The sequence below is a fragment of the Actinophytocola sp. genome, from assembly GCF_036002505.1.
Lineage (GTDB): Bacteria > Actinomycetota > Actinomycetes > Mycobacteriales > Pseudonocardiaceae > DASYTH01.
Window position 1 is genome coordinate 26,261 of the sequence record NZ_DASYTH010000217.1, and the last position, 26,997, is coordinate 53,257.

A 26,997-nucleotide genomic window follows, 5' to 3' on the forward strand; every position below is an offset into this window, starting at 1 on the left:
GCGCGGTGCGGATGGCGGCTCAGCGGGGCAGGACGAGGTAGGCGGGGTCGCAGGGAAGCAACGTCACGTTGATGGCCTAGAGGGCAAGCATCGTCACGCTCACTCCCCAGTATCAGCGGCGTGTCAGCGGGTGCTTGGCCGGCTGTCAGCGACCCGGGCGATCGTCGTCGCGACCAAGAAACACAAGGGGAGCCACGATGACGAACACCCTGTACCAACCGGCCATCACCGTTACCGGGCTGCGAAAGTCCTTCGGCGACAACCTGGTGCTCGACGGGATCAACCTGACCGTCCACCAGGGGACGATCTTCGCTCTGCTGGGGCCGAACGGCGCCGGTAAGACGACCATGGTCCAGATCCTGTCCACGCTGATCAGTTCGGACGCCGGCGACGTCACCGTCGCCGGGCACGACCTGGCCTGCGAACCGGACGCGATCCGCGCCGCGATCGGGGTGACCGGCCAGTTCTCGGCGGTGGACAAGATCCTCACCGGTGAGGAGAACCTGCGCCTGATGGCCGCCCTGAACCACCTGGACCGGGAGGAGGGCCGGCGGCGGGTGGCCGAGCTGCTGGAACGGTTCGACCTGGTCGAGGCCGCCAAGAAGCCGGTGCAGACCTACTCCGGCGGCATGCAGCGCCGGCTCGACCTGGCGATGACCCTGGTCGGGAAACCGCGGGTGATCTTCCTGGACGAGCCGACGACCGGCCTCGACCCGCGCAGCCGGCGCGGGATGTGGCAGATCATCCGCGAGCTGGTGGCGGGCGGCGTCACCGTCTTCCTCACCACGCAGTACCTGGACGAGGCCGACGAGCTGGCCGGCCGGATCGCCCTGCTCGACCACGGGCGGATCGTCGCCGAGGGCACCCCGGACGAACTGAAGCGGCTCATCCCGGGCGGCCACATCAGCCTGCGGTTCGCCGACGCCGGCGCGCTCAACACCGCGGCCCGCGTGCTGGGCACGACGTCCCGCGACGACGAGGCGCTCACCCTGCAGGTGCCCGGCGACAGCGGGGTCACCGCGCTGCGCGAGCTGCTCGCCCGGCTGGACGAGTGGTCGATCGAGGTCGCGGAGCTTTCCGTGCACACGCCGGACCTCGACGACGTCTTCCTCACCCTCACCGGCCGCACCGACGACACCCAGAAGGAGACCGTTCGATGAGCACCGTAGCCATGGCGTCCTACCCCTTGCGGGACACGTGGACCATGATCTGGCGGCAGCTGAAGCACATGCAGCGCTACCTGAACCTGACGATCCAGCTTGCCCTCATCCCGATCCTGTTCCTGCTGCTGTTCGTCTACGTCTTCGGCGGCACGCTGGGCGACGGGCTCGGCGGCGGGTCGGGCGGCCGGGACGCGTATGTCAACTACGTGGTTCCCGGAATCCTGATGATGATGGTGACCGCCGGGAACACCGGGACGGCGGTCTCGGTCTCGATGGACATGACCGAGGGCATCGTCGCCCGGTTCAAGACCATGGCCATCGCCCGGGTATCGGTGCTGACCGGGCACGTGGTCGGCAGCCTGATCCAGGCGGTGCTCGGCCTGGTGCTGGTCATCGGGGTGGCCCTGCTGGTCGGGTTCCGGCCGAATGCCACGGCGGTCGAGTGGCTTGCCGCGTTCGGTGTCCTCGTGATGATCAGCTTCGCGCTCACCTGGCTGTGTGTCGCGCTCGGCATGGTCGCCAAGAGCCTGGAGACGGCGAGCAACTACCCGCAACCGTTGATCTTCCTGCCGTTCCTGGGCAGCGGGTTCGTGCCGACCGACTCGATGCCGTCCTGGCTGCGCGTGTTCGCCGAGCACCAGCCGTTCACCCCGTTCATGGAGACCATCCGGGGGCTGCTGCTGGGCACCGGAATCGGCAGCAGCGCCATCCTCTCGGTGGCCTGGTCCGCCGCCATCGCGCTGGGCGGCTACCTGTGGGCGAAGAAGCTGTTCAACCGGCAAGCGTGACCGCGGCGAGCTCCAGTGCCGTACCGGCGGTCGCGTCCTCGCCGTGCCGGGCCGCCTCGGTGAACTCCCGTTCGCCGAGCGCGGCCCGCGCGGCTTCGGCCACCCGCGCGACGTCCGGGTTGGACCGGTCGGGCATGCCGCGCACCGCCGTGGCGGCCGCCAGCAGCCGGGCCGCCTCACCCGGCTTTCCTTGGCGCAGAGCCAGATCCGCCACTGCGACGAGCATCTGGGCGATCGTCGGCGCGTGCCCGGACTGGACCGCGATGCGCAGTGCCTCGGCGTGCCGGGCGCGGGCCGAGTCGAGGTCACCCGCCAGCGCGTCCAGAGATCCATGCGCGCCAAGAGCCCTCGCGGTCCAGACCGGATGGACGGCGATGTGCCGCACCGCCGCCTCGGCCCGCCCGAGCTGCGCCCGCGCCTCGACCGGATCTCCTTGCCAGAGCGCCAGCTCGGCCTTGGCCCCGGCCAGCCCGGCGAGCGCGTCCGGCCAGCCGGCCCGGCCGGCGTCCCGCTCGGCCGCGGCCAGCGCCACCGCACTGCCCGCGTGGTCGCCCCGCAACCAGTACAGCTGTGCCTGCCGGGCGCGCATCCACACCCCGTCCTCGACGGTGCCCACCTCGGTGACGACGTCGATGGCCTGCTCGTAGTGGGTGATCGCGGCGGTCAGGTCGCCGCGCTGGGCGACCAGGTCGGCGAGGGTGCTGAGGGCGAACGCGATGCCCCAGCGCTCGCCGATCGCCTGGAACTCGGCCAGACCGGCCGCGATGTCGGCCTCCGCCTCCGCGTGCGGCGCTCCGGAGAAGATCCGCATGCGGGCGCGGCTGAGCAGGGTCTGCGCCCGGACCCACGGGTCCGGATCACTCACCAGGACGTCCAACGCGTCCGGTGCGACGGGCGTCCCGGTCGTGGAGCTCTGCAGCAGCACGTCCAGCGGCTCCAGGAAGCGGAGCAGCGGGTGCGGGGATTTCGCTTGCCTGGCAAGGACCAGTGCCTTGTGCAGATGGTCCGCCGTGGCCCGCTCGTCGCCCAGCCCGGCCGTGGCGAACAGCACCGACGCCGCATAGGCCATCGCCAGCGCGCCGTTCTCGGCCGGCCCCGGCACCGCGAGGGCGGCCGCGGCGAGCTCCGAGCCCTCCGCTTTGTGCCCGGACAGCCACCAGTACCAGGCGGCGGCCGCGACCAGCCGCGCGGCGGTGCCGGCGTCTCCGGCCGCGATCGCGCCGCGCACCGCGGAGGTGATGTTGTCGTGCTCGGCGGCCAGCCGGTCCAGCCAGAGCAGCTGCCCGGCCCGGCGCAGGTGCGGATCGGCCTGCTCGGCGAGCTCGGCGAAGTAGGTCGCGTGCGCGAGCCGGACCGTCTCCCGCTCACCGGCCTCGTCGAGCTTGACGAGCCCGTACGCCTTGATCGTCTCCAGCATCCGGTAACGCCCGTCGCCCGCGGTCACCAGCAGCGACTTGTCGGTCAGCGCGTCGAGCAGGTCAAGTTCCCGGCCGGTGCCGCACACCCGCCCGGCGGCCTCGACGCTCGCGCCGCCGGAGAACACGGCCAGCCGGCGCAGCACCACCCGCTCCGCAGCGGAGAGCATCTCCCAGCTCCAGTCGACCACCGCGCGCAGCGTCTGGTGCCGGGGCAGGGCCGTCCGCGCGCCGCCGGTGAGCAGCTGGAACCGGTCGTCGAGCCGGCTGGCCAGCTGCTCGACGGACAGGGTGCGCAGGCGGGCGGCGGCCAGCTCGATGGCCAGCGGCATGCCGTCCAGTGCCCGGCAGACCCGCACCACGGCCGGCAGCGTCGCCTCGGTGACCGCGAACCCGGGCCGGGCCGCGGCCGCGCGGTCGCCCAGCAACCGGACCGCGGCGTGCGCCATCGCCCCGGTCAGGTCCGCGTCCCGCGGCGGCAGGGCCAGCGGCTCGACCGGCCACAGCGCCTCGCCGGTGATGGCGAGCGGCTCCCGGCTGGTGGCCAGGATCCGCAGCCGGGGGCACTCGCCGAGCAACCGGTCGGCCAGCGCCGCGACCGCGCCGATCACGTGCTCGCAGTTGTCCATGATCAGCACGGCGCCGCGGCCCCGCAGCGCCGCCACGAGCCGGTCGGCCGGTTCCCCGGCGGGCGCCGGACCGCCCAGCGCCTGCTCCCGCAGGCCCAACGCGGACAGCACCGCCTGCGGCACGTCCGCGCCGTCGGTGACCGGCGCGAGCTCCACCAGCCAGACCCCGTCCGGGGTCTGCTCCACCAGCGTGCGCGCCACCTCGGTGGCCAGCCGGGTCTTCCCGGAGCCACCCGGCCCGGTCAGCGTCGTCAGCCGGAACTCGCCCAGGAGCTTGCCGACCTGTGCCACGTCGTCGTCCCGGCCGACGAAGCTGGTCAGCCCGGCCCGCAGGTTCGTCCGCGGCCGGCCGTCCACGGCCGGGGGCGCAGCCAGCTTCCCGCGCAGCAGCGCGGTGTGCAGGTCGGACAGCTCCGGCGACGGGTCGGCCCCCAACGCGTCGGCCAGCGCCTCCCGCGCCCGCTCGTAGACGGCGAGCGCCGCGGCCGGCCGCCCGGCCGCCGCCAGCGCCCGCATCAGCGCACCCACCAGCCGTTCCCGCAGCGGATGCCCGGCCACCAGCGACGTCAGCTCCGTGGTCAGCGCACCGCCGCGACCCAGCCGGAGATCCGCTTCGACCCGCGCCTCCACCGCCGCCAGCCGCAGCTCCGCCAGCCCGGCCAGCGGCGCCCGGAAGTACTCCGCCTCCGCCACGTCCAGCAGCGCCGGGCCCCGCCACAATCCGAGCGCCTCCCGCAGCAACCCGGCGGCACCGGCCGGATCCGGGTCCGACCGGCCGGCCGCGACCAACCGCTCGAACCGCGCCACGTCCACCGCGTCCGGCTCGATCACCAGGCGGTACCCGGCCGGATGAGACTCGACCACGGCCTGCGGCACCGCCCGGCGCAGCCGCGACACCAGCGCCTGCACCGCGTTCACCGCCCCGGCCGGCGGCTCCTCCCCCCAGATCCCGTCGACGATCCGCGCCAGCGACACCACCCGCCCCGGCTCCAGCGCCAGCACGATCAGCAGTGTGCGCAACCGGGCCCCCGCCACCTCGACGGCGGCCCCGTCGTCGGCCCGCACCTCCAGCGGCCCCAGCATCCCGATCCACACCTCCGCGATTCTGCCCCGCGGACACCGCCGGCCGTGCCAGCGGGGGATCAGGCCAGCTCGACCGGGTCCTCGCCGAACAGCACGACCGGGCAATGGCTGTGGCGGCGATCGGGTACCGCCACAACCGTCCGTCGGACCAATATCAACAACGCGCGGTCCTGTTGACACGGATGCTGAAAGGCGCGGTCAGGGTACTCCCGCCGAAAACGATTTCGGCGGCAGGCACGTCCCGGCCTTCGTCCCCGGCTGTTGACCGTGACGACTCGTGTCGTTACCGTGATGCCATATGTCCGATCGACCAAACAGTGTTCGGTATCTCGGACATCTGGGAGCGCTCCCAGGAGGGCGGCTTCGAGGTTGAGAGGGGTTCGCGGTAGCCGGCTGACCGAACGCAGCGTCGCGGCCGCCACCTCTTGACGCACCGGCTCTCCCCGGCGAGAGAAGGCAACGATGCCAGTTCCGACTCGTCCCCTCCGAACGGAGCTTTGTCGCGCGCCGCGCCGCCACCTCGGGTGGTCACACCTCACTGCGAGACAAAGGAGTACATCCATGTTCTTTCGACCGCCTCGGCGTCGATCTCGCCTGTTGACGCTGGTGGGGGCGATCGCGCTCGGCGCCGCCGCAATGGTCGCCGTGCCCGGTAGCTCCTCGGCCGCGGGGCCAGGGCCGTGTGACATCTACGCTTCCGGTGGCACGCCGTGTGTGGCCGCGCACAGCACGACCCGGGCGCTGTTCGGCGCGTACAACGGCCGGCTGTATCAGGTGCGGCGGGCGTCGAACAACCAGACCCTGGACATCAACACGCTCGCCGCGGGCGGGGTGGCCAACGCCGCCGCGCAGGATTCGTTCTGTGCCGGCACGACCTGCCTCATCACGATCATCTACGACCAGACCAGTCGCGGGAACCACCTCACCCAGGCGCCTCCGGGCGGGTTCCAGGGTCCGGCTCCGGGCGGATTCGACAACCTGGCCAACGCCACCGCGGCACCGACCGTGCTCAACGGCCAGCGGGCCTACGGCGTGTTCGTGGCCCCGGGTACGGGCTACCGCAACAACAGCGCCACCGGCACCGCGACCGGGGACCAGCCGGAGGGGATGTACGCGATCTTCGACGGCACCCACTTCAACGGCGGCTGCTGCTTCGACTACGGCAACGCCGAGCGGAACAGCCGCGACAACGGCAACGGCACCATGGAGACCATCTACTTCGGCAACATCAGGGTCTGGGGCACCGGCACCGGCAACGGGCCCTGGATCATGGCCGACCTGGAGAACGGTCTGTACTCCGGGGTGAACTTCGGCTTCAACGCCAACGACCCGACCATCAACTTCCGGTACACCACCGCCATCGTCAAGGGCGAGCCCAACCACTGGTCCATCCGCGGCGGCAACGCCCAGTCCGGCGGCCTGTCCACCTTCTACAACGGACCGCGGCCCAACGTCGCGGGCTACAACCCGATGCGCAAGGAAGGCGCCATCCTTCTCGGCATCGGCGGCGACAACAGCAACGGCTCGGCCGGCACCTTCTACGAAGGCGTGATGACCTCCGGCTACCCCTCCGAGGCCACCGAGAACTCGGTGCAGGCCAACATCACCGCCGCCGGCTACGGCAACGGTGGCGGTGGCGGCACCACCGGGCCGCTGCACGCGATCGGCGCCGGAAAGTGCCTGGACGACCCGAACGGCACCGCCACCCAGGGCACCCAGCAGCAGATCTTCGACTGCAACGGCCTGGCCGCCCAGACCTGGACGCGTACCGCGTCGAACCAACTGACGATCACCGTCGGTGGCACGACGCTGTGTCTGGACGCCTCCGGCCGCGGTACCACCAACGGCACCCCGGTGATCATCTGGGCCTGCAACGGGCAGACCAACCAGCAGTGGAACCTCAACGCCAATGGCACCGTCACCGGCGTCCAGTCCGGACTGTGCCTCGACGTGAGCGGCGCCTCCACCGCCAACGGCGCCAAAGTCCAACTCTGGGCCTGCAACGGCCAAAGCAACCAGCAATGGCGGCTCGGCTGACCATGCCATCAATGCGACGAAGGCGTCCGTTCGCGCCGGGCGTGGCGAAGGACGCCTTCGTCGCAGAGCCGACACCGGTTCAAGGGAGATCTCATGAAGGCCAGGAGAGCAGTCCTCGGTTGCGCAGGGGTCGTCACGCTGTTCCTTGCCACAGCTCCGTTACCGGCGAGTGCCGCGTCGACGGTGGCGGTTGACGGCGGCACGACCTTCCAGCGGATCGACGGATTCGGTGTGTCCGAGGCGTTCGGTCAGGCCAACTCGATCCGCAACGCGAACAGCACGACCCGGCAACGAGCGCTGGACCTGCTGTTCAGCACGACCACCGGCGCCGGGTTCAGCATTCTGCGCAGCATCATTCCCTCGGGTGGCGACTCCATCGAGCCGAGGTCACCGGGCAGTCCGTCGGCGACCCCGACCTATGTCTGGAACGGCAACAACGACGCCCAGGACCAGGGTCAGGTGTGGTTGGCCCGGCAGGCGCGGGGCTATGGCGTCACCAATTTCTACAACGACGCCTGGAGTGCGCCGGGGTTCATGAAGACCAACAACAGCGAGGCCAACGGCGGCTCGCTGTGCGGCACCCCGGGCGCCTCCTGCGCCTCCGGAGACTGGCGGCAGGCCTACGCCAACTACCTGGTCCAGCACGCGAGGTTCTGGGCCTCGGTCGGGCTCACCCCGTCCGCGGTCGGGTTCGTGAACGAGCCGTCGCTGACCGCCAGCTACTCCAGCATGCTGGTGAACCCGACGCAGGCCACCAGTTTCCTCGCGGTCCTCGGCCCCGCCATGCGGGCTTCCGGGCTGCCCACCAAGGTCGTGTGTTGCGACACCCTGGGCTTCAACCTCCTGCCCAACTACGTCAGCTCTCTGGCCGGCAACCCGGCGGCGAACTCCGGCGTCGGGCTGTTCACCAGCCACGGCTACTCCGGCGCACCCACCTCGCCGGTCAGCACCGGCGGCCGGCCGGTCTGGGAGTCCGAGTGGTCGATCAACGGCAGCACCTTCGTCACCGCATGGGACGACGGCAGCCAGAGTTCCGGACTCACCTGGGCGCAGCGCGTCCACACCGGCATGACCCGCGCCAACCTCAACGCGTTCCTGTACTTCTGGGGCGTCAGTTCGACCAGCCACGACAGTTCCCTGATCGGGTTGAACGGTTCGACCCTGACGCCGACCAAGCGGTTCTACGCGCTGGCCAACTACAGCCGGTTCATCCGTCCCGGTGCGACCCGGATCGCGGCCAGCAGCGGGGACAGCGCGCTGAACGTCTCCGCCTACCGCAACACCGACGGCTCCCTCGCCATCGTGGTCCTCAACACCGGCACCAGCAGCGCGTCCACCACGTTCACGGTGGCCAACGCCGGCCTGACGAGCGGGACGGTCACCCCGTTCCTCACCAACGCAACCGCCAGCACCGCCGCACAGACCGCGATTCCGCTCAACGGCGGCGCGTTCGGCGCGAACGTCCCGGCCCGGTCGCTCGTCACCTACCGGATCACCCGCTAGCGCGTGTCGCAAAGGGGGTGAGCCGGGCAAATGCCATGAAGGGTCCCTTCGGGACGCTCAACGACAGGAAGGGCCCCTTCGTGACAGAAGCGGCTCACCCCTACCCTTCTGTCCACAGTGGAGCTTTGCCGTAGCGACCCATCCGCGCCCGTCCGGCGTGCGAAGAACAAGCGTCACGAACCGCGGGGCACAGGACAGGGGCTACTGGTGAGGCGTTCGACCACAGGCAGGCACCGGGCGGATCGGCGGTGGCCGGCGGCGAGGGTGGGCGCCGCGGCCGTTGCCGGTGCCACCATCGCGCTCGCGACGACCGCGGCCGCGCCGGAGGTGCTCAGCGCACGTCCAGCCGAGCAGCGGAACGTGTCCGCGCTGGGCAGGGCCGGCGAGAGCGTCGACGTCGAGAAGATCAAGCCGGGTTTGTGGTTCACCGACTACTCGGGCCCGATTCCTTTCGCCGATGTACCCGACGTGCCGGCCAGCATGAGCGACATGACCGGCATGGGCGAGATGATGCCGGAGGTCGACGCCGGCCCGCAGGCGCCGCGGTCGTTCAGTGGCGGGGTCCCCTCCCCCGTGCTCGACGCGTACCGCACCGCGGCGGAGACGATGAACCCGATGGCGCCCCGCTGCCATATCCCGGTGGAACTCCTTGCGGCCATTGGAAAGGTCGAGAGCGGGCACGCCAGGGGCGGGCGGGTCGACAAGAACGGCACCACGGTGACCCCGATCCTCGGCCCGGTGCTCGACGGCAACGGGTTCGCCGCGATCGCCGACACCGACGACGGTGTGCTGGACGGAAACCCCACCTGGGACCGTGCGGTGGGGCCGATGCAGTTCATCCCGGGTACCTGGCGGCGTTGGGGCGCCGACGGGAACGGTGACGGCAAGCTCGACCCGCACAACGTCTACGACGCGAGCCTCGGCGCGGCCCGCTACCTCTGCTCCGGCAACCGGAACCTGGCCGACCCGGCGGACCGCGACGCGGCCATCCTCAGCTACAACCGCTCCACCGCATACCGGAACATGGTCGTGCGCCTGATGGAAGCCTACGCGGCCAGCCTATGACCCTGTGGGCAATGGCGTGCAGCATGACCCGAGGTGTTGCACCGCAGGCGGTGGGATGCGCTTGGCCTCGGCTACGACTTCGGCGAGCATGCGTTCCCGCTCGGCCCGGTTGATGAACCGTCCATTGGCGACGATCGCGTGAATGCGCCGGGTATTGCGGATGTCCGTGAGCGGGTTGCCGTCCACGACCAGGAGGTCGGCGAACCTTCCGGGCGTGACGGTTCCGCTCACCTGTCCCATACCCACCGTACGGGCGGCATCCCGGGTCGCGGACAGGATGGCCTGCATGGGGGTCAACCCGATCCGCACCATCAGCTCCAGCTCGTCGTGGAGGCAGAATCCCGCGAGGACGTACGGGGCCAGGAACCCGCCGTCGGTACCGGCGACCATGGTCACGCCGGCGTCGGCGGCGTCGCGCACGAGCCGCGCCGACGCCTCGAAGAACGCTCGGTTCGCCGCGACCTGGTCCGGTGGCAGTGATCCCTCCCCCACCGCCCAGCGCAGGCGGAGCACCCACTCCGGCACGTATTTCTCGCGGCTCACGTCCCTGATTTCGTCGGGCGAGGACGTGAAGAGCTTCAGCACGGTCAGCGTCGGGGTCAGCGCGGTGCGGTTGCGCGCCAGAGTGTCGAACACCCCGGCCGCGCGCCGCGGGTCGTAGGACTTGATCGCCTGCCGCTCCAGCTCGCGCACCGCGAAGAAGTAGTCGAACGGACTGGCGGGGTCGACGGGCGTGTTCTCGATGGCGTGCCGGATCTCGTCGCGGGCGCTGGACACGTCGACGTACAGCGCGTACAGGTGCTCCTGGGTGCGCATGCCCAGGGCGCTCGACCGGACCACCGAAACCGTGTCCGGCGCGTGCCCGGCGATCGGCAGACGCAGCCGCTCCGCCTCACCGGCGACCGCGGCGAGCGTGTCGTCGCGGAGGAGTGAGTACACCTTGACGAAGTCGGCACCGTCCCGTTTCGCCTGGCGCACCGCGGCCCTGGCTTCGGCCGCCGTCCGCACCTGGATGGGACTGTTGTCGCGCCACAGGTTGACCAGCCACGAGTTCGGTCCGTCCACGATGTTGCTGGCGACCACCATCCGCGGTCCGAGGATCTCGCCCGAGGCGATCCGCCGGTGCACCGCGCGGACGAACGGGACGCCCCACATCTCCCGCACGCTCGTGACACCGTTGGCGATGTACAGCGGGAGCAGGATCCGGTCCAGGTCGACGGTGTGCGTGTGCATGTCCCACAGTCCCGGTAGGACATACTTGCCGCGCAGATCGACCACGCGGACCCCGGCCGGGGGCGCGATCCCGTGCTGTCCGACGGCCAGGATCCGGTTGCCGGCCACGACGATCGTGGTGTCCGGACGCGGAGCGGCGCCGGTGCCGTCGATCAGGGTGGCGTTGGTGAACACGAGAATGTCGCGCGGATCGGCCGCTGCCGCGGTCCGGCCGGCCATGGTTGTGCCTGCCGCGGCGAGCACCAACCCGCTCTTCGACAGCCAGGACAGGAATGTTCGTCGGTTCTCTACCGACATTTGGCATCACCCCCAGTGACCGAGCCATGTTAGCCGCTGCCGGCTGTCCGTGCCAGCCTGCGTGTGCCGGGTTGGGCTCACCGTCGCCGACGAACCCAACGGCAGGGTTTAGTCCGGACGATTAGGAGATAGCCCTGGAGAGCGAGTGGTAACCAGATGAGGTGACCTGACATGGCTCAACTCGTGCGAGACATCATGACGCCCGATCCGGTGGCGATGCCCGCCGACACCCCGGTCCGCCAGGCCGCGCAGGCCATGCGCGACCAGGACATCGGCGACGTACTCGTGGTTCAGGGCGACCAGCTGCACGGCATCGTGACCGACCGTGACCTGGTCGTCCGTGGGCTGGCCGAGCGCGACGACCTGTCCGGCTGCACCCTGGGCGAGGTGTGCACCCGGCAACCGATCACCGCCACGCCCGACGACGACGCCGACAGCGCCATCGCCCGGATGCGCCACAACGCCGTGCGCCGCATCCCGGTCCTCGACGGAGGCCGGCCGGTCGGGGTGCTCTCCCTCGGCGACGCCGCCATCGAGAAGGATCCCGACTCCGTACTGGCCAACATCAGTGCGGCGACGGCCACCACGTGATCACCACGACGGTCAGTTGGCGTCGGCGAGGGAGGTTGTCCAGACGCTGCGGCCGTAGGTCGCGGCGTAGAGGGTGTCGCTGCCGGCGGGGAGGTCGATGTCGTTGATCGGTACGAGGGGAAGGTTGGCGCCGACCTTGACCCAGGTCTTGCCGAGGTTGGTGGTGCGGTAGACGCCGACGTCGGTCGCGATGAAGAGCCAGCGCGATTTCGCCGGGTGGCGGATGACGTCGTTGATGGGCGCCTGCGGGATGCGTTTGCCGGCGATGTCGGCCCAGGTGTTGCCGCCGTCGGTGGTCATGACGAGGTGCGGGTAGGGGTCGCCGGAGCGCCAGCCGGAGAAGCTGGCCCAGGCCGTGTTCGCATCCTGGGGGTCGACGGTGATGCGGGTGACCCAGCGGCCCGGGAAGACCGGGCTCTGCAGCTTCTGCCAGGTGACCTGGTCGGGAGCGGCCATGGCGTTGCGGCTGACCCACATCAGGCCGCTGTCGGTGCCGGCGAAGACGAGGTTCGGGTTGGCCGGCGTGGTGCCGATCGCGGTGACGGTGCCGAACCCGGGGGCGCGGGGCTCGGTGCCCTCGGTGAGATCCGGGCTGATCCGCTGCCACACCCGCTGGCCGGGGTCGGTGTCGATCCGGTTGACGAACTCGCTGCCACCGAACAGGAACCGCGGGTCGGCGGCGAACTCGAGCGGGGCCACCCAGTTCTTCCGCGCGCCGGGGATCGTCATGGTGAAACCGGTGCCGTCGACGAAGCCGCGGCAGCCGCCGTTCTGCGAGCAGCCGTAGTACTTCCGGTCGTTCGTCGGGTCGATGCGGTTCATCATCCCGTCGCCGCCGACGAAGTTGAACCAGTCGCCGTTGACGGTGTTGTCGGCGGCCCACGACTTCAGCGAGCCGTTGTCCTGGGAGCCGGCGTTGACCCGGGCACCGTCCTGGATCGACACGTCCATCGCGTAGAACTGGGTCACCGGCAGGCGGGCGGTCTTGGTCCACAGGCCGCGCACCGCACCGTTCTGGGTCGACCAGTAGAAGCCGCCGTCGTTGCCGAGGTACACCTTGCCCGGCCGGAACGGGTCGAACTCGAGGCCGTGCTGGTCGGCGTGCACGGCTTGGGACGTCGTCCAGGTGAGGCCGCCGTCGAGGCTCTCGGCCAGGCTGACGCCCGAGACGAAGACGTGCAGCGGGTCGACCGGGTCGACGTAGACCCGGCCGAACCACCAGGCGAACCCGCCGCTGATGGTTTGCAATGTGCCGCCGGAGGTCGGCCCGACCGGCGTCCAGGTGGCGCCGGCGTCCGTGCTGGTGAAGAAGCCGTTGAAGTTGCCGCCGGCCGCGCTCGAGATGAGGTAGGCGCGGTTGGGGTCGGTGTCGCTGAAGTCGACGCCCATGCGGCCGACGTAGGTCGCGGTGACCGGCTGCCCCTCGACGTCGGCGCTCTGCGGCAGCGGCGGGTTGTGGATGTTCGCCCAGGTGCGGCCGCCGTCGGTGGAGCGGTACAGGAAGGAGTTCTTACCGTAGATGCGCGACTTCTCGTCCCGGATCTTGTCCCAGGTCGTGGCCAGCATGACGTCGGGGTTGGTCTTGTTGATCGTCACGTCGATCGCGCCGGTCGAGGTGCTGTTCGGGACGATCACGCGGGTCCAGCTGGCCCCGCCGTTCTCGGTCAGGAACAGGCCGCGGGTCGGCTCGGTGTCGTGCAGCGCGCCCATGACCGCGACGAACACCCGGTTGTCGTTGCGCGGGTCGATGACGATCTGGCCGATCGTGTCGCCGTCGGCCAGGCCCATGTTGGTCCACGTCGCGCCGCTGTCGGTCGACTTGTAGACGCCCTTGCCGTAGTACGACGAGCCGCCGCCGTGGTCGGGCTCGCCGCTGCCGGCCCAGACGACGCCCCGCGAGTCGACCGCGACGGCGCCCATCGACTGGGGCAGCTGGCTGTCCCACACGGAGGCGAAGGTCGCGCCGCCGTCGTTGGACCGCCACAGGCCGCCGGTGCCGGTGGCGATGTAGACGACGTCCTTGGCCGTGGGGTCGGCGGCGATGTCCCGGACCCGGCCACCGATGTTGCTCGGGCCGAGCGCGGTCCAGACCTGGTCGGTGCTCGGCGAACCCATGGCCGCCACACCCATCTGCGCGGACTGCGCGAGCGCCGCGTTGACGGCGGCGTCCGGGATGGAGCCGTCGGCGTTGGCCCGCTGCAGGTACATCCACTCCTCGGCGCCGACGGGGTCGGCCGTGCCGGTTGGTGCCTTCGTGCCGCCGCTCGCGGATCCGGTGACGGAGGCGGCGCCGGCTCCCAGGAGAACCGTGATGGCTGTCGCGGCCAGGATCGGGACATGTGCTCTTCTGCGCATCGCCGCGCCTCCCAGGGCAAGCAGGGTGGGGAACACGGTAACACCCGAGAAATCCGAATTGGCAGGTTCGGACGGCGGGTACGTAGAGTGCGCAACCATGGTGCGACGGGTGCTGATGGGGACCGGGGCGGCAGCGTTGTTCGTCGTGCTGGCCGGGTGCGGCGGCGGGTCCGGGGGCGACGCGGGTGCCGCGTGTGGGAATCCGAGCCCCGCTCCCCCGGCCGAGACCGCGCTCCTGCCGGCCGGGCTGTCCTTCGACCGGATCGGCACGGTCGCGCACGTCCAGAAGGCACAAGGAAACCTCACGGTCCAGGCGGTCAGCACCAAACCCCTCGACGAGGTCACGGTGCTGATCCAGGACGCGGTCACCGCGGCCGGCTACCGCCCGGCCGGGATGGACAACGAGGGTGACGAGGCGGAGGTCTTCTTCAACTCCGGCTCGGTCGCCGCGGGTCAGGCGCGCGTGCGGGAGGTGGCCGGGTGCGAGGGCCGGTGGAGCATCGACCTCGAGCTCATCGACCCCGGTGCCGCGCCCTCGCCGACGGCCCTCCCCACCACGACGTGAATTGAGTCCTGGGCCAACACGGCGACGCCACAAGCCAACGCAGCGATGCCACGCGCCAACATGGCGACGTCAGGGGCCAACATGGCGACGTCAGGGCGTCTACCGGGTTGTCTGCCGGGCCGTCTTCGAGGGGGGCAGCCGGCCCCGGCTGCGCTCCTCGTCCAGGTACTCCTCGGCCATGGCGTGCACGTTCGCGGGGAGGTGGCCGGAGACCAGGTCGGCGAGGGTGACCGCCTCGAGCACGCCGCGCAGGCTCGTCCGCACCGCCATCCACACCTCGACCAGGGGGGCCGCCGGGCCGGCGTAGTGCAGGTCGCGCAGGCTGACGTCGCGGATGTTGGCGAGCGGGCCCTCGATGGCCCTGGCGATGTCCGCGACGGTGATCTCCGCCGCCGGCCGGGCCAGGGTGTAGCCGCCGGCCCGGCCGCGGTGGCTGCGGACCAGGTGCGCCCGCCGCAGGTCACCGAGGATGGCCAGGACGAAGGCCACCGACATGTCCTGCGCGGCCGCGATGTCCTCGACCTTGGCCGGGTTGTCCGGAGCCGCCGCGGCCAGTTCGGCCATGGCCCGGACCGCGTAGTCAACTTTCGCGGAGATGCGCATGCCGCACATTGTGCGCCAGCGGAGAAAAACCTAACATCGTCAGTTAGGTTTATCAGTCTTCTAGGGATTTGAGGTGGTCCGCGTGCCCGTCGCCGCCCCGGACGCGGTGCTGGACGTCCTCGAGGCGGAGGCGATCCATGTGCTGCGGGAGGCCGCCGGGGCGTTCCGCCGGCCGGTGCTGCTGTACTCGATCGGCAAGGACTCCTCGGTGCTGCTGCACCTGGCCACCAAGGCGTTCGCACCCGGGCGGGTGCCGTTTCCCGTGCTGCACATCGACACCACCTGGAAGTTCCGGGAGATGATCGCGTTCCGGGACGCCACGGCCGGGCGGCTGGGTCTCGACCTGCGGGTGCACACCAGCCCCGAGCGGGTCACCCCGTTCACCCACGGCACGCACGAGTACACCCGGATCATGAAGACCGTGGCACTGCGGCAGGCGCTGGACGCCGGCGGCTTCGACGCGGCCGTCGGCGGGGCCCGGCGCGACGAGGAACGCTCGCGCGCCAAGGAAAGGATCTTCTCGGTGCGGGAGCCCGGGCACCGCTGGGAACCGCGCGGGCAGCGGCCCGAGTTCTGGCGGTCGGCCAACACCCAGCTCGCCGAGGGCCAGTCGATGCGGGTGTTCCCGCTGTCCAACTGGACCGAGCTGGACATCTGGCACTACATCCGGCGCGAGGAGATTCCCGTGGTGCCGCTGTACTTCGCCGCGCCCCGGCCGGTGGTGCACCGGGACGGCGCGCTGATCATGGTGGACGACGGGCGCTTTCCCCTGCGGGACGGCGAGATCCCGGAGCGGCGCGAGGTGCGGTTCCGCACGCTCGGCTGCTACCCGCTCAGCGCCGCGATCGAGTCGACGGCGACGACCGTGGCCGAGCTGATCGACGAGATGCGGCGGGACCGGCGGTCCGAGCGGGCCGGCCGGCTCATCGACGGCGAGGGCGGATCGTCCATGGAGAGCAAGAAGTCGGAGGGCTACTTCTGATGACGCCGACCCTTCGGGTGGTCGCCTGCGGCTCGGTCGACGACGGCAAGTCCACGCTGATCGGCCGGCTGCTCGCGGAGACCGGCAGCGTCGCCGAGGACCACCTGGACTACGCGCGCCGCACCCGGCGCGGCGGGTCGACCATCCCGGCCGGGGAGGTGGACTACTCGCTGCTGACCGACGGGCTGGAGGCCGAGCACGAGCAGGGCATCACCATCGACGTCGCGCACCGCTACCTCGACCTGCCGTCCGGCCGGCGGGTGATCATCGCCGACGCCCCGGGCCACGAGCAGTACACCCGGAACATGGCGGTGGCGGCGTCGACGTCGGACGTCGCCCTGCTGCTGGTGGACGCCACCAGGGGCGTTCGCGAGCAGACCTGCCGGCACCTGGCGGTGTGCGCGCTGATGCGGGTGCGGGCGGTCCTCGTGGTGATCAACAAGCTGGACGCGGTCGGCTACGACCAGGTGCTGTTCGACAAGCTGGCCGGCGAGGTGCGGGCCAACGCCGCGGGGTTGGGGATCGCGGACGTCGAGGCGATCCCGGTCAGCGCGCTCGGCGGGGACAACGTGGTCCGGCCGTCGGCGCAGCTGCCCTGGTACCAGGGGCCCACGCTGCTCGGCGCGCTGTCGGCCTGGCAGCCGGTGCCGGTGGCGGGCGGCGACTTCCGGCTACCGGTGCAGTACGTGGTCCGGGCCGAGGAGTTCCGGGGTTTCGCCGGCACGGTGGTCGGCGGCGCGGTGCGGCGGGGCGACCGGGTGGTGGTCGCGGCCAGCGGCGCTTCGTCCACTGTGGACCGGGTGCTCGGGCCGGCCGGCGAGGTCGAGGTCGCCGGGCCGGGCACCCCGGTCACCGTGACCCTGGCCGGCGACGTCGACGTGCGGCGCGGAGACCTGCTGACCACGCCGGAATCCCGGCGCGACGGGCTGTCCCCGGCCACGGCGTTCTCCGCCACGCTGGTATGGACCGCCGAGGAGCCGCTCCGGCACGGCCGGTCCTACCTGCTGCTGGCCGGCCCGCTGACCGTGCCGGTGGTGGTCACCTCGGTGCGCGGACGGCTGGACGTGCTGTCCGGCAAGCAGTTCGCGGCCAGGACCCTGGAGATCAACGACATCGGCACGGTCGAGCTGAGCACCGACACGGCGACCTCCCTGGACGCCTACGAAACCTGCCGGGACACCGGGAGCTTCCTGCTCGCCGACCGGGTCACCAAGCAGACCGTGGCCGCCGGGATGGTGCGCTACGCGCTGCGGCGCGGGCGGAACATCGTCCCGCAGGCCTACGCGGTCGACCGCGCGGCGCGGCAGCGCCTGAAGGGCCAGCGGGCCAGGGTGGTGTGGCTGACCGGGATGCCGGGGGCCGGCAAGTCGACCATCGCCGACGCCCTGGAACGGCGGCTGCACGCCCTCGGCCTGCACACCTACGTGCTCGACGGCGACAATGTCCGAAGTGGACTGAACAAGGATCTCGGCTTCACCCCGGAGGATCGCGCGGAGAACGTGCGCCGGGTGGCGGAGACGGCGAAACTGCTGCTGGACGCCGGCCTGATCGTGATCGTGGCGCTGGTCTCGCCGTTCCGCGCCGACCGCGCGGTGGCCAAGGCGCTGTTCGCCGACGGCGACTTCGACGAGGTGTTCATCGACACGCCGGCCTGGGTGTGCGCGGAGCGGGACCCGAAGGGCCTGTATGCCAAGGCGAAAGCCGGCACGCTGCCGAACATGACCGGCGTCGGCCAGTCCTACGAACCGCCCGAGCACCCGGACGTCGTGGTGGACGGCACCAGCTCGATCGACGACGCGGTGGCCGTCCTCGCCGCGCGGGTCACACCCTAGCCGGGCGTGACTCGCGCTCGCGCAGCCATGTGACGCAGCGGCGTAGGCGTGTCGCGCGTCCACGACGTCCCGAACCGGGTTAAACCGTCCAGAATCGCGCCTGTGGTGGCTGGTGGGTTGGATGGCGTCGAGGGGTGGCGGTGTCGTTGGTGGTCGCGCAGGTCGCCGCGAAAGTCCGGCTGATGACAACGCCAGGTTCGCGGCGGGCCCTGCCATCGGGGCCATGGTCAGTGTTTGTGTGCGATCTTCACCCTGCCGGACCCAACGCGGTGCGACGCAAACAGGTCAAGGGCCGCGGGATCATGGGCAGGCTGCTGGGCCGGAGAAAGGCCCTGGGGATTTCCCGCACGCGGTGGTGGGGATCGAGGTCGAGCTGCCACCGGGTGCTGATCAGCGCGACGGCGGCCTTCATCTCGGTCCAGGCGAAGTCGGCGCCGACGCATTTGTGGGCGCCGGTGCCGAAGGGGATGAACCTCGACCGCTGTTCCAGGTCGTTCGGCGGCATGAGCCACCGTTCGGGGTCGAACCGCAGGGGGTCGGGAAACAGGTCGGGATCACGGTGCAGGGTGGGCAGGTTGATCAGGACCTGCGCGCCCGGCGGCAGCGTGACGTCCCCGAGCCGGACGGCCGTCGCGGCTCGCCGTACCAGCAGCCACACCGGCGTGTGCAGGCGGATCGTCTCGGTGAGGACGCGGTCGAGGTAGGTCAGCCCGGCCAGCGCGGCCAGGGTGGGGGTGCGCCGGAACCGCGCGGTGTCGATCTCCTGCCGGACCCGGGCGGCCACGGCGGGACGCCGGGCCAGTTCGTAGAACACCCACGACAACGTCGTGGCGGTGGTGTCGGTGCCGGCCATGAGCAGGTGCATCACCTGGGTGCGCACCTCGTCGTCGCTGGCCTCGGCGGCGATCAGCATCGACAGCAGGTCGCCGTGGTCGGTGCCGTCCCTGCGGTAGGCGCCGACGACCTCGTCGACAACCATCCGGAGCCGGCCGAGCGATACCGCGAACCGCCGGTTTGCCGGTGTGGGCAGGCGGTTGACCCATTCCACGGGTATCGCGGCGCGCCGGACGATTCCATTGAGGACCGGCGAAAGCGAGCGACACACCTCGCGCACCGCGGCGTGCCCGAGTTCGGCCCGGAACAGCGCCTTCGCCGTGACCGCCACGGTGAGCTGGGCGAGCTCGCGGTCGAGCCGCAGCCGTTGCCGCGGGACCCAGGATCCGGCCACGGCGTCGATCTGCTCGCACATCACGGTGAGGTAGGAGGCGAGCCGGTCGGGGTGAAACGCCGGCTGCACGGTCCGCCGCTGTCGCATGTGGACACTGCCGTCCGCGCTCGCCAGCCCGTCGCCGAGCACGCGGCGCGCCTGGGCGAACACCTCACCGCGGCGGAACTCGTGCGCCCGGGTGACCAGCACCTCGCGGATCAGCTCGGCGGAGTTGACCTGGTACACCGGTCGTGGACCGAGGTGGACCGCGACCACGGCGCCCTGAGCCCGCGCCGACTGCAGAAACCCCATGGGGTCCCGGGCCAGGGGCAGCAGGTGACCGAGGACCGGCAGCCGGCCCGCGGCTACCGGCGCCGAGGACACGCCTGCCCCATCAGGGTTTCCGGGCCACCGCGGCCAGCAGGGACGCGTGTGCGGGCAGATCGGTCACCAGCCGCAACGGGTTGTCCGGTCGCCACTGTGAGGTATAGACCAGGCCCGGTTCGACCACGTCCAGCCCTTCGAGCAGCCCGGCGATCCATTCTCGCGGCCGGGCCACACCCGCGGCCGTGGTGGTCTTGGACAGTTCCACCAACGCGTTGACCTCCGAGGAACCCACGTCCCGGTTGTCGGTGATGTGCGAGAGCACGAAGTAGCTGTCCGGGACCACGGCGTCCAGGTAGGCCGTCACGATGCCCGCCGCCCGCTCGGCGTCCAGCACGTAGTGCAGCGAGGACGCCATGACGACCGCGACGGGTTGGTCCAGGGCGAGCAGCTCCTTGGTCACCGGATCCGAGAGCACCGTGTCCACGTCGCACATGTCCGCCCACACCATGCCCGCGCCCTCGACCGGACCCAGGACCAGCCTGCCGTGCGCCACCGCCACCGGTTCCTGCTCCACGTACACCACCCGGCAACGCGGATCGAGCGCCTGCGCCACCTCGTGCACGCTGCGCACGCTCGGCAGACCCGAACCGAGATCGAGGAACTGGCGCACTCCGGCACGGACGCAGAACTGCACCGCCCGCACCAGAAACGCGCGGTTGTATTTGGCCAGATTCTCCACCCAGGGCATCGCCGCGATCGCCTGGCGGGCCATCTCCCGGTCGACCGGGAAGTTCAGCGCCCCACCGAGGAGATAGTCGTAGACCCGGGCCGGACTGGCCCGGCTGACGTCGACGTCCGGCGGGACCCAGTTCGTTCGGCCGCTCACACCCACTCGCCTCATCTCTGCCACGTCACCGAAATGCGCACAAACACTAGTGCCGTTGCCGGTGAACCTACAGTGCCGTTACCCGAATGGACGAATCACGCCCCGCGGGTGGTGACGCTCGCGCGACGGTAATATGCACGCCGCGCCCAGGCCGCCAATCCAGAGAGGACGCATCCATGCGACCGCTCAAAGTCGTTGCCGCATCGTTGATCGTTGTCCTGGCCGGTGCGCTCGGCACCTCGCCGGTGACCGCCGCGCCGGAGATCAGCTGCACCGAAACCGATCTTTCCGTCACCCTCACCCTGCTACCGCAAAATGTTCACGGCAAACTCTGCCGGCCGGTTGGCGGCGTCCCGACAATGGTGCAACTTCTGGTCCATGGCGGCACGTACAACGGTCAATACTGGGACCTGCCGTACGACTCCGGGCGTTACTCCTACCAGCGCGACATGGCCGGGCGCGGCCTGGCCACCTTCGCCATCGACCTCCCCGGCTCCGGCGCGAGCTCCCAACCGCTCAGCGCGCTGATCACCGGCACCGGGCTCGCCTCGGTGGTTCACCAGGTCGCCGGCAAACTCCGCTCCGGAAAGGTGTCCGGCACCCGCTTCGACCGGGTCATCCTGGTGGGCCACTCGATGGGCTCGGGCATCGCGGCACTGGCGGCCGCCACCTATCGCGACGTCGACGGCGTCATTCTCACCGGTTTCTCCCACTCCATGGATCTTCTGGCGCTGACCGGGATATTCGTCGACGCCATTCAGCCCGCCCCGCTGGACCCTGTGCTGGGCGCCCGGGGCAGCGATCCCGGCTACGTCACCACAATTCCTGGCACCCGCAACGTCTTCTACGACCCGGGCGCGGTGGAACCGGGTGTGCTGACCGCCGACGAGGCCACCAAGGACCAGGTGGCCGCCACCGTCGTCCCCGACCTGGTAACCCTCGCCTTCACCAGTACCCTGACCCGCTCGATCACCGCACCGGTCCTCATCGCCAACGGCGAACGCGACACCCTTTTCTGCGCGTTCCACTGCACCGCCCCCGCCGACCTCACCGCCGCCGAATCCCCCTACTTCACCTCCCGGCTCGACGTTTTCCTCCTCCCCCAAACCGGCCACTCTCTCGCCCTGTCCCCCACGGCCCCCACCTACCGCGCGGCCGTCACCAACTGGATCACCACCCAGTTCGGGCAATAGTTGCCGCGGTCGATGGCGTCGCTGTGTTGGCCTCTGGCGTCGCTGTGTTGGCGCGCCACGTCGCTGTGTTGGCCTCTGGCGTGGGTGTGTTGGCTGGTGACGACGCCGCCGGACACCGCTGACGGCAACCCCGACGCGCACCCGGCCAACACGGCGACGCCACAAGCCAACACAGCGACGCCCCGAGCCAACATGGCGACGTCAGGGGCCAACACCATCGGCGCTGTCAGGCTTCCTTGTCGAACAGTCCGGCGTAGCGCTGCAGGTACAGCGGCCAGCCGCCGTCGCTGCCGACACCGTCGCTGACGGCTTGCCAGCCGTCTCCGTGCCGGTCGATATGCCGGTGCTCCAGTTCCACCCGCGTGCGATGCGGATTCTCGGCGATGAAACGCACCTCGACCTCGCTGGTTCGGTCCGGATCGGACTCGACCTGCCAGCGCGGGTCGAGATCCCAGCTGAAGACGACCCGGTGTGGCGGCTCGTAGGCCAGCACCCGCGCCCAGCGGCACTCACTGCCGTCGACCGCCCGGTCGTAGATATGGCCGCCCACCCGAGGTTCGAAAACCGTCTCCGCCAGCTCCACCCCGAGGATGTTGTGCTCAGCCGGTTTGAAGTCCCCGAACCGCTCGGTGAACACCGCGAACGCGTGCTCGATCGACGCGTCCACGATGGTGTGCGTCCGCACCGTTGTCTGTCCCGTTTGTGTGGTCATCGCGCGTCTCCTGCGTCGTCCTGTTCGGCGGACTGCTTGTAGGCCGCCAATGTTCTCGTCCAGAAATCGTCAAGCTGCGCCCGAAACGCGGCCAGTCCCTCGGGGTCGACCCGATAGATGCGACGGTTGCCGGCTGGTTCGTCCACCACCAATCCAGCGTCCTTGAGCACCTTCAGGTGCTGCGACACCGCCGGTCGGCTTACCGGCAACGTGGCCGCCAGCTCACCGACCGTCTGGGCGCGCTCGGCGACCCGCTCGAAGATCGTGCGACGCGTGCGATCACCGAGCACGCCCCATCCATCGAGCTGGTAAGTTTCCACTGACGGTCAGTCTCTACTTACCAAGTTCGCTTGTCAACCAAGCCGCCGAGAACGAGCGCTCAGTTGAGGGTGCAGTTGACCGCCGGTGGGGTGTTGGTGGCGCTCGAGCTTGCCAGGAAGCCGAAGCTGGCCGTGCCGGCGGGCGGCAGGGTGCCGTTCCAGTTCACGTTCTGCGCGGTCACCGCCGCTGCCTGCTGGACCACGGTGGCGTTCCAGGACTGGGTGATCCGCTGGCCGTTGGCGAAGCTGAACGTGGCGGTCCAGGCCGAGGTCGGGGCCGTCCTGCCGTTGCGCACGGTCACCTCGCCCTGGAAGCCGTCGCTCCACTGGTTGATCACGCGGTAGGTCGCGGTGCACCCGCCGGTGGGCGGGGGTGTGGTCGTGGTGGTCGGGGGTGGCGTCGTCGTCGTGGCCGGCGGCGGGGTGCCGCCGAGTGCGGCCGTCACGGCGGGGTACCAGCGGTCGGCCATCTTCTGGAAGCCGGAGTCGATGGGGTGCACGCCGTCGTTGGTGTCGGTGGCCGCGTTGAAGCCGGTCCACTGGTCGACCACGGTGATCGGCGACTGCGCGGTGGTCTTTCCAGCCGCCCAGCCCGGGATCGCGTTGTTGAGCGCAACCACCCCCTGCGGGCACGTGGGACAACCGCTCGGCTCCATCGGGATGATCTTCGCGACGATGATCTTCATGTTCGGGTTGCTGGCCCGCATCTGGTCGACCAGCTTCGAGTACGCCGTCAGGATGGCGCTGGTGGGGATGAAGCCGCCCCACATGTCGTTGGTGCCCAGGTGCATGAGCACGATGTCGGGGTGGGTCGCGGCCAGCCACGGCGGCAGCTGGTTCTGGTCGGCGATGCCGGTGGCCGCGAAGCCGCCGTGCCCCTCGTGGTCGCCGTCGAACGGCACCGAGCAGCCGCCGCCCGGCTGGGTGCCGACGAAGTCGATGTCGGTGAATCCGGTCCGCTGCAGGTGATCCCACAGCAGGGCGCGCCAGCACCCGGGGCCGGCGGTGATCGAGTCGCCGAGCGGCATGATCCGCACCGGTGTGGCGGCCGAGACCGCGGGCTGCGCCAGCACGAAGGCGAGCGCCGCGGTCAGGGCGGCGATGACGGCGTACAGGACTGGCTTACGAGGCATGCGGCACTCCCTTGACGATGCCTGATGCCATGAAGGTGACCTTCGGGGCATTGAGCGTCCTGAAGGTCACCTTCATGGCACTGAACCTGGCCGACTGCTGGTCGAACTTCTGCCAGGCGGTGGAGTTGGGGTTGGTCCACGACTGCACGACCAGGCCGCCCGTCCGGTAAGGACCCCACATGCGCGTGCCACCGGCCGCGCGATAGCCCTGCGAGACGTTCTCCGCCATCGAGCAGCCGATGAAACCCATCGAATTCGGGTGGCGGCGGACGCCGAAGATGGAAACACAGGATTGGCGAGGCCGATCAGCAGGCTCGTGACGAATGCGGCGATCGTGACTTTGCTGCGCTGCATTTCTTTCCTCCCATGTGAAGCCATCTGCTTCTGGGAGCGCTCCCAGCAAGTCACGGTAGCCGCACACCCGGTCACGGTCAATAATCATCTTCAGAACGGTTCCGGTGCGCAACCCCGTTGTAGACATTCGGCCTCGAGCCGGGCGACGCCGGGGAGGGCGCCGTCGGTGTCCAGCCGGGTCCGCGCGGAGGGGTCCGCGTGCAGGAAGGCGCGGAGGAAGCCGAGGACCGTGCGGGTGGTGACGACCGCGGCCCGGGAGCGGTCGAACATCCACGACTCGTGATCGGCGCCGGCCAGGGTCAGGAACGCCTTGGGCCACGGCACATCCTGGTAGGCGGCCCGGCCGGCGGCGTAGGGCACGATCGGATCGCGGTCGCCCTGCACGAACAGCACCTCGGTGGCCGGGCCGGTGAAGGCCCCGTTCATGGCTCCGCCGGCCAGCACGACCGCCGTGCGCACGCGGGTGTCGCGCGACCTCCCGGCGAGCAGCCCGGCGGTGGTGTAGCCGCCGGCGGAGTGCCCGACCGCACCGATCCGGTCCGGCAGCACCCGCCCGGCCAGCTCGCCGGCGAGCACCGCGGTGATCACCGCGGCGGCGTCGGCCGGCTGGTTGGGCATGTCGCCGGCGTCGAACGCCGCCGTGCCGGCCATGGTGTTCGGGTAGGCCGGCGCGGCGACCACGAACCCGGCCCCGGCGATGTCGGCGATCATCTGGGCGAACCGCTCGGGCGAGCCGTGCAGCCCGTGGCTGAACAACACCAGCGGGAAGGGGCCGGGGGCGACCGGCGACCACACCACCGTCCGCAGCGGACGGTCCGGCCCGCGGGAGAACGCGAACTGCCGCCGCTCCACCGGGAACAGCGCTGCCGGCGGCACCAGCACCGCCTCGCCACCGAGGCTGCCGCCCAGCAGCGACACGGGCAGCAGCGCGCCACCGGCGGCCCGCAGCACCTGCCGCCTGGTCAGCCGTCGCGCCACCACCTGCCCCATGCTCCCCGCCCGACCTGTGCGCCGCCTGTGACCAGCCTGGGAAATCGAGTCCTCTATAGACAGTCGGGCGGCCGTGACATTCGTCAGGATGCCCACGGCACGCAAACAGGTTGTAGACAGTTTCGGCGGCGCGGTTCTACCATGTCGGGTGCTCCCGAAGGGGCGAGCTTGGAGGGCACCATGTCCCGCACTCGCGTTCGTCGCTGGCTGGTTGGGTTTCTGGCGCTCGTGGTGGCGATGACCACGGTGTGGGTCGCAACTCCGGGGGCGGCGTCGGCGTCCCGGCGGGTGGCGTGCGCCGACCTTGCGCAGGTCCGCCTGCCGGAGGTGTCGAGCGCCTCGGCGGAGCTCGACACGGACGGGGAGGCGGCCGGGATGACCGGCCTGCCGGAGTTCTGCCGGGTCGTGCTGACCGTGGTGCCGCAGATCGGCATCGAGGTGTGGTTGCCGACCGGTACGTACAACCGGCGGTTCGAAGCGGTGGGCGGCGGCGGATATGCCGGAGCCATCAGCTATCCGGCGCTGGCCAACGCCCTGCGGTCCGGGTACGCGACGGCGTCGACCGACACCGGGCACCAGGTGCGGGACGGGTCGTTCGCGCTGGGGCCGGACGGCCGGCTCAACCAGCAGCTGATCACCGATTTCGCGTCCCGCTCGCTGATCGAGCTCACGCTGACGGCCAAGACGCTGATCCGGGCGTTCTACGGCCGGCCGGCCGAGTTCTCGTACTGGAACGGCTGCTCGACCGGGGGCCGGCAGGGCCTGATGCTGGCGCAGCGGCTGCCCGGCGCCTACGACGGCATTCTTTCCGGTGCCCCGGCGATCAACTGGGACCGGTTCATTCCGGCCGAGTTGTGGCCGCAGGTGGTCATGCGGCAGGAGTTGGGCGCCCCGATCGCGGCGTGCAAGCTCACCGCGGCCACCGAGGCCGCGGTGGCCCGATGCGACCGGAACGACGGCGTGGTCGACGGCGTGCTCGATGATCCACGCCGGTGTGACTTCGACCCCCGGTCCCTGATCGGCCAGGCGACGCCGTGCGGCGCGTTCACCGCCGCCGACGCCGGGGTGATCCAGGCGATCTGGGACGGGCCGCGGACCACCGGCGGCCGGTCCCTGTGGTATGGGCTGACGCCAGGCACACCATTGAACGCTCTTGCCGGACCGGTGCCCTTTCCCATCGCGGAGAACCACATCCGGTTCTGGGTCGAGCAGAATCCGCAGTTCGATTGGAAGACGCTCGACTACGCCGGCTTCGAGCGGGACTTTCGCGCCTCGCAGCGGCTGTTCAACGACGTCATCGGCACCGACGACCCCGACCTGTCCCGGTTCCGCGCCTCCGGCGGGCGGCTGCTCATCTGGCACGGCTGGGCCGACCCGCTCATCTTCCCCCAGGGCAGCATCGACTACTACCAGCGGGTGCTGGATCGCACGCACCGGGTTGGTGATTTCGCCCGGCTGTTCCTGGCGCCCGGTGTCGGACACTGCGGCGGCGGGTCCGGCCCGAACACCTTCGACATGTTCGGCACGCTGGTGAACTGGGTGGAGCACCGGTCGGCTCCGGACCGCATCATCGCGTCCACAGTGGAGAATGGTCAGGTGGTGCGGACCCGCCCGCTCTGTGCCTACCCGGGCGCCGCCCGCTACGACGGCAGGGGCGACCCGAACTCCGCCGCGAGCTTCGACTGCAGCTAGCCCGCCTCTCCGGGATTTGAATGCGGTGGTTGCGTTCCGGCG

At 70.6% G+C, this 26,997-nt stretch carries 22 protein-coding genes; 11 read left to right on the plus strand and 11 right to left on the minus strand.

Annotated elements, in window-relative coordinates:
- The first annotated feature begins 197 nt into the window (after positions 1 to 197).
- Both VGR06_RS18570 and VGR06_RS18575 read left to right on the plus strand, forming a co-directional pair.
- Positions 198 to 1,160: an ATP-binding cassette domain-containing protein gene (locus VGR06_RS18570; RefSeq protein WP_327560348.1), complete on the plus strand. Its 963-nt coding sequence runs from the start codon at positions 198 to 200 to the stop codon at positions 1,158 to 1,160.
- A complete protein-coding gene (locus VGR06_RS18575) occupies positions 1,157 to 1,951 on the plus strand; it encodes an ABC transporter permease (protein ID WP_327560349.1) in 795 nt (264 codons plus the stop codon). The genes VGR06_RS18570 and VGR06_RS18575 overlap by 4 nt, the downstream gene beginning before the upstream one ends.
- Here the strand turns inward: VGR06_RS18575 and VGR06_RS18580 are convergent.
- Entirely contained in the window at positions 1,935 to 5,078 is a 3,144-nt protein-coding gene (locus VGR06_RS18580) for a BTAD domain-containing putative transcriptional regulator (RefSeq protein WP_327560350.1), read from the minus strand. The genes VGR06_RS18575 and VGR06_RS18580 overlap by 17 nt on opposite strands.
- A 636-nt stretch (positions 5,079 to 5,714) precedes the next feature.
- Here VGR06_RS18580 and VGR06_RS18585 point away from each other — a divergent pair.
- The 3 genes from VGR06_RS18585 (at position 5,715) to VGR06_RS18595 (ending at position 9,683) form a co-directional block, all read left to right on the plus strand.
- Positions 5,715 to 7,115, plus strand: a complete 1,401-nt coding sequence (locus tag VGR06_RS18585) for an arabinofuranosidase catalytic domain-containing protein (protein ID WP_327560412.1) — start codon at positions 5,715 to 5,717, stop codon at positions 7,113 to 7,115.
- A gap of 183 nt (positions 7,116 to 7,298) precedes the next feature.
- On the plus strand, positions 7,299 to 8,618 hold the full coding sequence (locus VGR06_RS18590; protein WP_327560351.1) for a glycoside hydrolase family 30 beta sandwich domain-containing protein: 1,320 nt from the start codon (positions 7,299 to 7,301) through the stop codon (positions 8,616 to 8,618).
- A gap of 264 nt (positions 8,619 to 8,882) precedes the next feature.
- On the plus strand, positions 8,883 to 9,683 hold the full coding sequence (locus VGR06_RS18595) for a lytic transglycosylase domain-containing protein (protein WP_327560352.1): 801 nt from the start codon (positions 8,883 to 8,885) through the stop codon (positions 9,681 to 9,683).
- On the opposite strand, the gene VGR06_RS18600 is transcribed toward VGR06_RS18595, so the two are convergent.
- Positions 9,678 to 11,213 carry an amidohydrolase family protein gene (locus VGR06_RS18600; protein ID WP_327560353.1) on the minus strand — a complete coding sequence of 512 codons (1,536 nt, stop codon included), beginning with the start codon at positions 11,211 to 11,213 and terminating at the stop codon, positions 9,678 to 9,680. The genes VGR06_RS18595 and VGR06_RS18600 overlap by 6 nt on opposite strands.
- Positions 11,214 to 11,384: 171 nt before the next feature.
- Here VGR06_RS18600 and VGR06_RS18605 point away from each other — a divergent pair, with 171 nt between their 5' ends.
- Positions 11,385 to 11,804 carry a CBS domain-containing protein gene (locus VGR06_RS18605; protein WP_327560354.1) on the plus strand — a complete coding sequence of 140 codons (420 nt, stop codon included), beginning with the start codon at positions 11,385 to 11,387 and terminating at the stop codon, positions 11,802 to 11,804.
- A gap of 12 nt (positions 11,805 to 11,816) precedes the next feature.
- Here the strand turns inward: VGR06_RS18605 and VGR06_RS18610 are convergent, their stop codons facing one another.
- Positions 11,817 to 14,159, minus strand: a complete 2,343-nt coding sequence (locus tag VGR06_RS18610; protein WP_327560355.1) for a WD40/YVTN/BNR-like repeat-containing protein — start codon at positions 14,157 to 14,159, stop codon at positions 11,817 to 11,819.
- Positions 14,160 to 14,256: 97 nt separating this feature from the next.
- Here VGR06_RS18610 and VGR06_RS18615 point away from each other — a divergent pair, with 97 nt between their 5' ends.
- Positions 14,257 to 14,724, plus strand: a complete 468-nt coding sequence (locus VGR06_RS18615) for a hypothetical protein (protein WP_327560356.1) — start codon at positions 14,257 to 14,259, stop codon at positions 14,722 to 14,724.
- Positions 14,725 to 14,823: 99 nt separating this feature from the next.
- On the opposite strand, the gene VGR06_RS18620 is transcribed toward VGR06_RS18615, so the two are convergent.
- Positions 14,824 to 15,327 (minus strand): Rrf2 family transcriptional regulator, encoded by a 504-nt coding sequence (locus VGR06_RS18620; RefSeq protein ID WP_327560357.1) that lies wholly within the window; start codon positions 15,325 to 15,327, stop codon positions 14,824 to 14,826.
- A gap of 106 nt (positions 15,328 to 15,433) precedes the next feature.
- Here VGR06_RS18620 and cysD point away from each other — a divergent pair, with 106 nt between their 5' ends.
- Positions 15,434 to 16,309, plus strand: a complete 876-nt coding sequence (gene cysD / locus VGR06_RS18625; protein WP_349256893.1) for a sulfate adenylyltransferase subunit CysD — start codon at positions 15,434 to 15,436, stop codon at positions 16,307 to 16,309.
- Positions 16,309 to 18,141 (plus strand): adenylyl-sulfate kinase, encoded by a 1,833-nt coding sequence (gene cysC / locus VGR06_RS18630; protein WP_327560359.1) that lies wholly within the window; start codon positions 16,309 to 16,311, stop codon positions 18,139 to 18,141. The genes cysD and cysC overlap by 1 nt, the downstream gene beginning before the upstream one ends.
- Before the next feature lie 247 nt (positions 18,142 to 18,388).
- Here cysC and VGR06_RS18635 read toward each other — a convergent pair whose 3' ends face one another.
- Together VGR06_RS18635 and VGR06_RS18640 are read right to left on the minus strand one after the other, a co-directional pair.
- Positions 18,389 to 19,732 carry a cytochrome P450 gene (locus tag VGR06_RS18635; protein WP_327560360.1) on the minus strand — a complete coding sequence of 448 codons (1,344 nt, stop codon included), beginning with the start codon at positions 19,730 to 19,732 and terminating at the stop codon, positions 18,389 to 18,391.
- Positions 19,733 to 19,742: 10 nt separating this feature from the next.
- The gene (locus VGR06_RS18640; RefSeq protein WP_327560361.1) at positions 19,743 to 20,561 is read right to left on the minus strand and encodes an SAM-dependent methyltransferase; all 819 of its coding nucleotides are present in this window, start codon (positions 20,559 to 20,561) and stop codon (positions 19,743 to 19,745) included.
- Positions 20,562 to 20,737: 176 nt separating this feature from the next.
- Between VGR06_RS18640 and VGR06_RS18645 the strand changes: the two genes are divergently transcribed.
- A complete protein-coding gene (locus VGR06_RS18645) occupies positions 20,738 to 21,754 on the plus strand; it encodes an alpha/beta hydrolase (protein WP_327560362.1) in 1,017 nt (338 codons plus the stop codon).
- Positions 21,755 to 21,980: 226 nt separating this feature from the next.
- On the opposite strand, the gene VGR06_RS18650 is transcribed toward VGR06_RS18645, so the two are convergent.
- The 5 genes from VGR06_RS18650 to VGR06_RS18670 are packed head-to-tail and all read right to left on the minus strand — an operon-like array spanning position 21,981 to position 25,254.
- Positions 21,981 to 22,466 carry an SRPBCC family protein gene (locus tag VGR06_RS18650; RefSeq protein ID WP_327560363.1) on the minus strand — a complete coding sequence of 162 codons (486 nt, stop codon included), beginning with the start codon at positions 22,464 to 22,466 and terminating at the stop codon, positions 21,981 to 21,983.
- A complete protein-coding gene (locus tag VGR06_RS18655; RefSeq protein WP_327560364.1) occupies positions 22,463 to 22,786 on the minus strand; it encodes a metalloregulator ArsR/SmtB family transcription factor in 324 nt (107 codons plus the stop codon). The genes VGR06_RS18650 and VGR06_RS18655 overlap by 4 nt, the downstream gene beginning before the upstream one ends.
- A gap of 59 nt (positions 22,787 to 22,845) precedes the next feature.
- Entirely contained in the window at positions 22,846 to 23,919 is a 1,074-nt protein-coding gene (locus VGR06_RS18660; RefSeq protein ID WP_327560365.1) for a cellulose binding domain-containing protein, read from the minus strand.
- Entirely contained in the window at positions 23,909 to 24,361 is a 453-nt protein-coding gene (locus VGR06_RS18665; protein ID WP_327560366.1) for a hypothetical protein, read from the minus strand. The genes VGR06_RS18660 and VGR06_RS18665 overlap by 11 nt, the downstream gene beginning before the upstream one ends.
- Before the next feature lie 2 nt (positions 24,362 to 24,363).
- Positions 24,364 to 25,254 carry an alpha/beta hydrolase family protein gene (locus VGR06_RS18670; protein WP_327560367.1) on the minus strand — a complete coding sequence of 297 codons (891 nt, stop codon included), beginning with the start codon at positions 25,252 to 25,254 and terminating at the stop codon, positions 24,364 to 24,366.
- 189 nt (positions 25,255 to 25,443) lie between these two features.
- Here VGR06_RS18670 and VGR06_RS18675 point away from each other — a divergent pair, with 189 nt between their 5' ends.
- Complete coding sequence (locus VGR06_RS18675) at positions 25,444 to 26,955, plus strand: tannase/feruloyl esterase family alpha/beta hydrolase (protein ID WP_327560368.1); 1,512 nt, start codon at positions 25,444 to 25,446, stop codon at positions 26,953 to 26,955.
- Positions 26,956 to 26,997: the final 42 nt, after the last annotated feature.